Raw genomic sequence first — 8,911 nt, forward strand, 5'->3', positions numbered from 1 at the left:
GTCGCGCCGGGGTGGGGGGGGGTCCTGGGCCGCCTCGCCCCCCCACATCCGACCCCCCCCGGGGTACTGTGGCCCCGCCCCCCCCGCGCCGGGTGGCGCCGCCCCGCCGTGGTCGACCGACCCGACGTCACCGACACGGTAGCAACCGGTTACGCGCGGCAGTGTCCCGTCGGTGGGAGCCTGGCGGCCGGCGGTGCCGCTGTCCGGTCCTCGACGCTCCCCGATCAGGGTCGGGGGTTGCCGGGCGACCCCCGAGCGTCCATTATGCTCACAGCGCGTATCGGCAACGACGCCCTCGGTAGTCGCGCACTCCGTGAGTGAAGGGAATCCCGCGTGAACTGGATCGCCCGGACGGGCCTGCCGCTGCGGCGGCGGGGCCCGGGAACGACCACCCCCCTGCGCGCCGTTCTGGCCGCCCTCGCCGTCCTGGTCGCGGGGGTGGCCGCCACGTTCACCGTCGCCACGCCGGCCAGCGCCGCGACCACGACGATCTGCAAGAGTTCCCCGATCCCCGCCGGCTACGTGATCGTGGCGGAGGGGTCGTCGGCGTCCTGCCCCTACAGCTTCCCCAACACCTGGACCATCACCACGCCGTCGACCACCTCGACCACCGTCGTGTGCAAGGTCTCCACCATCCCGCCCGGCTACGTGATCCTGGCGGAGGGGTCGTCGGCGTCCTGTCCGTACAGCTTCCCCAACACGTGGACCATCAAGATCCCGCCGACCGGCTCGGCGAGCGTGATGTGCAAGGCGTCCACCCTGCCGTCCGGTTTCGTGATCGTCGCGCAGGGCTCGTCGGCGTCCTGCCCGTACAGCTTCCCCAACACCTGGACCATCACCACCCCGTCCACCACGGGCATCACCGTCATCTGCTCGGCCTCGCCGATCCCCGCCGGTTATGTCGTGGTCGGCACCGGCTCGTCGGCGTCCTGCCCGTACAGCTTCCCGAACACCAAGAGCATCAGGCTGCCCTGACGGGCGGGCTCGGGTTGCGGCTCCGGACGGGGCCGTGGCCCGGCTCACCGCCGACGCCGAGCCCCGCGCGTCGCGTCGGCCCGTCGCGGGTGCGTAGAGTTCCCGGGTCGGGCCGGCGGTCGGCCCCGGACGCGAGGGCGGGACGATAGCGGACATGACGGTGGACAACGTCGGACAACCGGTCCCCGACGCCGGCACCCCCGGCGTCGACCAGGACGAGCTGGCGGTCGCGCTGCGGGTCTTCGCGGCGCTGGAGTCGCTGCCCAGCGACCACCCGGACGTGGTACGGGTGCAGCGCGCCACCGCCCGGCTGTTCAAGATGGTGAAGCAACGGCGACGCGAGGAACGGCGGGACGCCGTCCTGGCGCACGACCGGGCCGTGACGGCCGCCACCGCCACCGGCGCCCCGGGGCGGATCGACGACGAGACCAAGGGCATCCCGCTGGCCTCACCCACCGCCGGGGACACCGCCGGAACGCTGATCAACCCGCGCGGCTGCTACATCTGCAAGACCCGGGACCGCCAGGTGGACGCGTTCTACCACCAGCTCTGCCCCGACTGCGCCGCGCTCAACCGGGAACGCCGCGACGCACGGTGCGACCTGACCGGGCGGCGGGCCCTGCTCACCGGGGGCCGCGCCAAGATCGGCATGTACATCGCGCTGCGCCTGCTGCGCGACGGTGCGCACACCACGATCACCACCCGGTTCCCGCACGACGCGGTCCGCCGGTTCACCGCCATGCCCGACAGTGCCGACTGGCTGCACCGGCTGCGCGTGGTCGGCATCGACCTGCGTGATCCCGCCCAGGTGGTGGCGCTTGCCGACTCGGTCGCCGCGCAGGGCCCGCTGGACATCCTGATCAACAACGCCGCGCAGACCGTCCGCCGCACCCCCGGCGCGTACGCCCACCTGGTCGCCGCCGAGTCGGCGGCACTGCCCGAGGGACCGCTGCCGGAGCTGCTCACCTTCACCGGTGGCCGGGGCGTCACCCTGGCGCTGCCCGAGGGCACCCTGCCGACACCCACCATCGCCCCGCACGCGCTGACCGCACTGGCGTTGACCGGCCGGTCCGCCACGCCGGAGCGGATCGCCGCCGCCACCGCCGTGGACGCCGGTGGGCTCGCCCCCGACCTGGGGGACACCAACAGTTGGGTGCAGCGGGTGCACGAGGTCGACCCGGTCGAGCTGCTCGAGGTGCAACTGTGCAACGTGACCGCCCCGTTCGTGCTGGTCAGTCGGCTCCGGCCGGCGTTGGCCGCCGCGCCGACCGGGCGGGCGTACGTGGTGAACGTGTCGGCGATGGAGGGGCAGTTCGCCCGGGGTTACAAGGGGGCGGGGCATCCGCACACCAACATGGCGAAGGCGGCGCTGAACATGCTCACCCGCACCAGCGCCGAGGACATGCGCGCCGACGGCATCCTGATGACCAGCGTCGACACCGGGTGGATCACCGACGAGCGCCCGCACCCGACGAAGATGCGCCTGGCCGACGAGGGGTTCCACGCCCCGCTGGACCTGGTCGACGGGGCCGCCCGGGTGTACGACCCGATCGTGCGTGGCGAGCGGGGCGAGGAACTGTACGGCTGCTTCCTGAAGGACTACGCGCCCTGCGCCTGGTGAGCGGCACGGGGCAACCCCGGCCCGGGACGCGATCCGCCGCGTCAGGCCACCCGGGGGACCGGCAGCATGCCCCGGTGGGCGGTGCCCGAGATGTCGCCGGTCTGGTCGACGGCCGGTGATCTCGGCGCGACCGGGGCGGTAGCGTCGAACGGCCCGGATGGCCCGCCGGCGGGCGGGACGGCCGGCAGCACCGTGGTCGGGGTGGACGACGCCTCGATCTCGGCCAGCACGGCGCGCAGCCGGGACACGTCGTCGAGGGCCATCCGGAACGACCCCCGGCAGGTCGTTCCGCTCCACAGGGACAGCACCACCGCTGCCCGCTCCGGGTGGTAGCTGACCCGCATCGTCCGGTCGTCGCCCCGCGTGTCGGTGAACAGGTCACCGAAGCTGGGCATCGGCAGTACCTCTCCCATCGGTCCAGCATGCCCGAGCCGACGGCGACCGGGAAGCCCCGACGGATCAGTCGGGCAATCGGGGCGTTTCCCGGTCGGGCCGGGTGGCTCGGCGTCCCCGCAGGAGGGAACCGCGTCAGCCCTGGGCGGTGGCCGAGGGGAGTGCGCTGCCGCCCCGGGGCGCCTCGCCGGCCATCAGTCGGGCGATCTCCGCCCGGTCGGCCGCCGACGGCAGCCCCCACTGCGGTTGGTAGCCGTAGACCTCCCGCAGGGGGCGGGCCGAGGTCCGGCCGTCGAGGATCTCGATGGCGTCGGTGTCGATCAGCCCCGGGTGCTCGACCCCGCACGCCTCGGCCACCTTGACCAGGTCCCGGCGCAGGGTGCCGATGTAGTTGGCCGCCCGCACCGACTTGCGGGCCGGGTCCAGGCCCCGGGCCAGCCAGGCGTTCTGGGTGGCCACCCCGGTGGGGCAGGTGTCGGTGTGGCACTTCTGCGCCTGGATGCAGCCGATCGCCAGCATCGCCTCCCGGCCCACGTTGACCAGGTCGCAGCCGAGCGCGAACGCCACCACCGCGTTGTCCGGCAGGCCCAGCTTGCCCGCGCCGACGAAGACGGTCTGCTCGTGCAGCCCCCGCTCGGCGAAGGTGCGGTAGACCCGGGCAAAGCCCTGCTGGAACGGCAGCGACACCGAGTCGGTGAAGATCAGCGGTGCGGCGCCGGTGCCGCCCTCGCCGCCGTCGACGGTGACGAAGTCGACGCCCCGGCCGGTGTCGCGCATCAGCGTGGTCAGCTCCTCCCAGAACCCCAGGTCGCCGACTGCGGACTTGATGCCGACCGGCAGCCCGGTCTCGGCGGCCAGCAGCTCCACCCAGTCCAGCAGGCTGTCGCAGTCGGAGAACTCGGCGTGTCGCGACGGGCTCACGCAGTCCTGTCCGGCGGTGATCCCCCGGGTGGCGGCGATCTCGGCGGACACCTTCGCCCCGGGCAGCAGCCCGCCCAGGCTGGGCTTCGCGCCCTGGCTGAGCTTGATCTCCAGGGCCCGCACCGGTGCCCCGGCGACCAGGTCGCGCAGCCGGGCGAGGTCGAACCGGCCCCGGGCGTCCCGGCAGCCGAAGTACGCCGTACCGAGCTGGAAGACCAGCTCGCCGCCGTGACGGTGGTACGGCGACAGACCGCCCTCGCCGGTGTTCTGCAGGCAGCCGGCCAGCGCCGCCCCCTGGTTGAGGGCGGACACCGCGTTGCCGGACAGCGAGCCGAAGCTCATCCCGGAGATGTTGACCACCGACCCGGGGCGGAACGCCTTCGCCCGGCCGCGTGGCCCGCCGAGCACCTTGGCCGCCGGCAGCCGTACGTCGTGCCCGGCGGCCGGAACCGACGACGGGACGGTTCGGGCGAACGTGCGGTGTTTGATGATCGGGTAGCCGGGGCTGCGTTCGACGTCGTTGTCGGTGCCGAACCCGAAGTAGTTGTTCTCCTGCTTGGCCGAGGCGTAGATCCACCGCCGCTGGTCCCGGGTGAACGGGCGTTCCTCGTCGTTTCCGGCGACGATGTACTGCCGCAGCTCCGGACCGATCGCCTCCAGCAGGTAGCGGGCCCGCCCGACCAGCGGGAAGTTGCGCAGCAGCGCATGGTCACGTTGGAGGACGTCCCGGGCGGCCAGGCCGGCGACGGCGGCGGCGATCACGGGTACGGTGCGGCGGGCCCACGTCATGCCGGCCACACTCCCCGCTGCCGCCGCCGCCCAAACGGCCTGCCCGCGTGGCGGGTGGTCAGCGCCGCAGCGACTGCCGCACGATGCCGCCGACCAGTGCGCACCAGGTGCTGGTGGAGACCCGGCCGGTGCGGGGCAGGTTGTGCAGCGCCTGGAGGTCCTGCACGGCGCGGCGGGTGGCCGGGTCGTAGCTGCCGGTGACGGTGACCTCGGCGTAGCCCTTCCAGTTCAGGATGAACTGCACCGCCTGCACGGGCAGGCCGGTGGCGTCGCGGTCCAGTTCGGGCGCGAGGGTTTCCCAGGTGGGGGCGGTCAGGGTGGCGTCGACGTCGACGGGGATGCCGTTGCGGGCCTGCCAGTCGCCGACGGCGGCGACGGTGGCGGCGTCGAACGTGCCGCTCGGGGTGACCGGGTAGCCCCGGTAGGCCAGCAGGTACTGGGCGACCTGGACGCCGGGGGCGTTGACGAAGCGCCACAGGTCGGGCCAGCGGCGCTCCGGCACGTCGACCGGGCGGGCGCCGAGCCGGCGGAACACCTCCCGTCGTACGCCGGGGAAGAGGCGGTAGAACTGCGCGCCGGGGCAGAGCGTGGCGCGGAAGTCCCAGTGGCCGAAGATGTCGTGGGCGTGCAGGCCGTACTGCCGGCAGATGGTGGTGCAGAGCCGGACCAGCGAGTCGAGCAGCGCCTGTGGCGGGGTGTCGGTGACGTAGGTGCCCTCGTTCTCGATGCCGATGGCCCGGCCGTTCTCGCCGGGGCAGTGCGCCGAGATCATCTGCCGGTCGCCGGCCCGCAGCCGCTCCAGGCTGCCGTGCCGTCCCTCCAGGACGTACCCGCCCCGGCTGACGGTGAAGTGCTGGCCGGTGTCCGACCAGCCGTTGCCGTCCATGTGCAGGTCCTGGCAGTCGTGGGCCAGGGTGACCGCCTGCTCGCGGGAGTAGTCGGTGACGTTCGGGAAGGCCATGTGGTGCACGATGATCTTGTTGGTGGGGATCGTGCTGACCGACAGCGGGTCGGCCGGCGGGCGGGCGTCCCACTCGTCGCACCCGATGATCCAGTCCAGGTCCGCGCCGGGGGCGGCGGCCCGGGCCTCGCCCGGCAGGGCCAGTTCGGAGCCGACGACCGCGACGGTGGCCGCGCCAAGGCCGGCCCGCAGCAGCGTACGACGGTCGAGTGCGGGGCGTACGACGGACATGGCATCTCCTCGGCGACCGGCGACGGCACTGGCGACGAATCTGAAAACTAGCTCCAACGATTGCGCGTGAGATGGAGGATATTGCCACCCCGGCGGTCGGCGCTAGAGGGCGTCATCGATCGATTCTGCCCATCGTCGCGGCGTGCCGGGCAGAACTGTCCGAATTTCCTGCCGTCGGGGTCCCGGGTCGACCGCTCAGCCGGCGACGGCGAAGTCGTCCAGGGCGGCCAGCAGGTGCCGCCGGGTCTGCACCGTGCCGAAGTGACCCGCCCCCTCGACCACGTGCAGGCGCGAATCCGGCCAGGCCCGGTGCAGCTCCCAGGCGGTGGCCAGCGGGCTGCCCAGGTCGACCCGGCCGTGGATCAGCACCCCCGGGATGCCGGCGAGCCGGTCGGCCCGCCGGATCAGCTCACCCTCGGCCAGCCAGGCCCCCTGCGAGAAGTAGTGCGCGCAGATCCGGACCATCGCGGTCCGCTCGGCCGACGGGCGGTCGCCGTACGGGTTGCCCACCCCCTCGGCGGAGACCACCGCGTCTTCCCAGGCGCACCAGTCCCGCACCGCCCGCTCGCGGACCGCCGGGTCCGGATCCTCCACCAGCCGGGCGTACGCGCCGACCACGTCGTCGTCCGGGCCGACGCCGCCGCCGGCGAGGAACCGTTCCCACTCGCGGGGGAAGTACCTGCCGACACCCCGGTAGAGCCAGTCGACCTCCGACCGGCGGGTGGTGGTGACCGCCCCGATCACGATCGCCGACACCCGCCGCGGGTGCCGCTGCGCGTACGCCAGCAGCAGCGTCGAGCCCCACGAGCCGCCGTAGAGCAGCCACCTGTCGACGCCCAGGTGCTCGCGCAGCCGTTCCATGTCGGCGACCAGGTGCGCGGTCGTGTTGTGCCGCAGGTCGGTGGCCGGGTCGGCGGCGTGCGGGGTGCTGCGCCCGCAGTTGCGCTGGTCGAACAGGACCACCCGGTAGCGGGCCGGGTCGAAGTACCGCCGGGCCCACGGGCCGCAGCCCGAGCCCGGTCCACCGTGGACCACCAGCGCCGGGCGGCCCGCCGGGTTGCCGCAGACCTCCCAGTAGACCGCGTTGCCGTCGCCGACGTCGAGCATGCCCTGGTCGTACGGCTCGATCGGCGGGTACCGCTCGTCCATCGGTGGACCTCCCCGGGGTCGCGAGATACAACAGCGCTGTTACATTACGGCATGCCCGACGAAACGTCCGACCCCGCACTGCTCGGCACCCGGCTGCGGCACCTGCTCGAACTGCTCGACGGTGACGTCGCCGCCGTCTACGCCGACCTCGGGCTGCCCGGCCTGCGACCCCGCTTCACCCCGGTGCTGATCGCGCTGGACCGGCTCGGCCCGGCGTCGATCCGTACCCTCGCCGGGGCGACCGGGGTGACCCACTCCGCCGCCAGCCAGACGATCGCCCGGATGGCCGCCGACGGGCTGGTCACCCTCAGCCCCGGCGTCGACGCCCGGCACCGCATCGTCACCCCCACCGACCGGGCCCGGGACCTGCTGCCCGTCCTGCACGCCGAGTACGCCGCCACCGCCACCGCCGCCCGCCGGTTCGAGGCGGAGCTGGCGTACCCGCTGAGCCGCCTCGTCGACGAGGCCCTGGCCGCGCTGCGGCGGCGGTCGATGCGGCAACGCGTCGCCGACGTCGCCCCGCAGTTCGCCCGCCCGACCGGCCACGACCCGGGCGACCGGCCGGCGACCCCGCCCGGGTGACCGGAAACAATCTCCGCAGCCGGACGTCCGGACGCGAGGAAACAACCGTTGCGCCGATGGACCGCAGCTCGACCCGGGTAAGAATGATCAGTGTGGCCCTGACCTGTGACCAGTCCCGGCGGACCGGAAAGGCCGGCGGGTGACCGGCGACTGGCGGTTGTCCGGCTACACCCCGGTACGGCAGCTCGGCACGGGCGCGTCCGGCCGGGTGCTGCTCGCCACCCACGACGCCACCGGCACCCCGGTCGCCATCCGCTACCTCACCCCGTCCCTCGGTGCCGACCCCGCCTTCCGGATGGCCTTCCGGGAGCAGGCGCGGCTGCTGGTCGACGTGGACGATCCGCACGTCTGCCGGCTCTTCGAGTACGCCGAGTCGCACTCCGCCGCCGCGATCGTCACCGAACTGGTCAACGGGGTGACGCTGCGCGACCTGCTACGCGCGCACGGCCCGGTCCCGCCGGAGGCCGCGCTCCACGTCCTCAAGAGTTCGCTCGCCGGGCTCGCCGCCGCGCACGCCCGGGGCGTGGTGCACGGCGACCACCGGCCGGAGAACGTCCTCGTCACCCCGGACGGGCGGGGCAAGCTCACCGACTTCGCCGTCGTCCTGCCCACCGGCACCGGCCGCCGGTTGGCCCCCGAACAGTGGACGGGCGCCCCCGCCGAGCCGGCCGGCGACATCTACGCCGCCACCGCCACGTTCGCCGAGTGCCTCACCGGGCGACCCCCCTACGACGGGCGGGACCTGGCGACCCTGCGCGCCCAGCACAGCGCCGCGCCGGTCCCGGACGCCCCGACCCCGGCACCCGTGCACGACCTGCTCCGGCACGGGCTGGCCTGGTGCCCTGGCGACCGTACCCAGCCGGCCGAGATCTTCCTCACCGAGCTGGAACACACCGCCGCCCGCTCGTACGGCGGGGACTGGGAGGAACGCGGCCGGCGTCAGCTCGCCCAGCGTGTCGCGCTGCTCGCCGCGTCCCTCCCCCTGCCCGACGGGGCACCCGGAGCCGGCGAGGCGGCGGACGCCCCCGACGCCGGTCCCCACCCGGCCCTGCGGCGCGGCGGCCTGCGCAGCGTCCTGGTCGGGGTGGGCCTGACCGCCACCCTGCTGGTCGGCGTCGTCGCGCTGGGTGTCGCCGCCCGGCGGTCCGGGCCGCTCACCCTCGCCGACGGCGCCGTCGGGCCGGGAGCGACCGCCGCCGCCACCCGCAGCCCCTCGCAGCTGGCCGCCGCGCCGGCCATCCCCGTCGTGCCGGCGGAGCCGAGTCGCAGCCCCACCCCGACGGCGAGCG

At 74.1% G+C, this 8,911-nt stretch carries 8 protein-coding genes; 4 read left to right on the plus strand and 4 right to left on the minus strand.

From position 1 onward, the window contains the following. Positions 1 to 333: 333 nt before the first annotated feature. Complete coding sequence (locus ACOJTC_RS09645; protein WP_204928380.1) at positions 334 to 975, plus strand: hypothetical protein; 642 nt, start codon at positions 334 to 336, stop codon at positions 973 to 975. 154 nt (positions 976 to 1,129) lie between these two features. Next, positions 1,130 to 2,596 carry an SDR family NAD(P)-dependent oxidoreductase gene (locus ACOJTC_RS09650; RefSeq protein WP_420116599.1) on the plus strand — a complete coding sequence of 489 codons (1,467 nt, stop codon included), beginning with the start codon at positions 1,130 to 1,132 and terminating at the stop codon, positions 2,594 to 2,596. Positions 2,597 to 2,637: 41 nt separating this feature from the next. Here ACOJTC_RS09650 and ACOJTC_RS09655 read toward each other — a convergent pair whose 3' ends face one another. The 4 genes from ACOJTC_RS09655 to pip form a co-directional block, all read right to left on the minus strand. Beyond that, positions 2,638 to 3,009: a hypothetical protein gene (locus tag ACOJTC_RS09655; RefSeq protein ID WP_420116600.1), complete on the minus strand. Its 372-nt coding sequence runs from the start codon at positions 3,007 to 3,009 to the stop codon at positions 2,638 to 2,640. 115 nt (positions 3,010 to 3,124) lie between these two features. After that, a complete protein-coding gene (locus ACOJTC_RS09660) occupies positions 3,125 to 4,699 on the minus strand; it encodes a glutamate synthase-related protein (RefSeq protein ID WP_420116601.1) in 1,575 nt (524 codons plus the stop codon). A gap of 58 nt (positions 4,700 to 4,757) precedes the next feature. Beyond that, on the minus strand, positions 4,758 to 5,891 hold the full coding sequence (locus ACOJTC_RS09665) for a peptidoglycan-binding protein (protein ID WP_420116602.1): 1,134 nt from the start codon (positions 5,889 to 5,891) through the stop codon (positions 4,758 to 4,760). Positions 5,892 to 6,086: 195 nt separating this feature from the next. Then, on the minus strand, positions 6,087 to 7,040 hold the full coding sequence (pip, locus tag ACOJTC_RS09670) for a prolyl aminopeptidase (protein WP_420116603.1): 954 nt from the start codon (positions 7,038 to 7,040) through the stop codon (positions 6,087 to 6,089). 51 nt (positions 7,041 to 7,091) lie between these two features. Between pip and ACOJTC_RS09675 the strand changes: the two genes are divergently transcribed. Further along, positions 7,092 to 7,622, plus strand: a complete 531-nt coding sequence (locus tag ACOJTC_RS09675) for a MarR family winged helix-turn-helix transcriptional regulator (RefSeq protein ID WP_420116604.1) — start codon at positions 7,092 to 7,094, stop codon at positions 7,620 to 7,622. A gap of 139 nt (positions 7,623 to 7,761) precedes the next feature. Beyond that, on the plus strand, positions 7,762 to 8,911 hold a 1,150-nt coding region (locus tag ACOJTC_RS09680), incomplete at its 3' end, for a serine/threonine-protein kinase (protein ID WP_420116605.1).

Source organism: Micromonospora sp. (genome assembly GCF_048594385.1).
GTDB lineage: Bacteria > Actinomycetota > Actinomycetes > Mycobacteriales > Micromonosporaceae > Micromonospora > Micromonospora wenchangensis.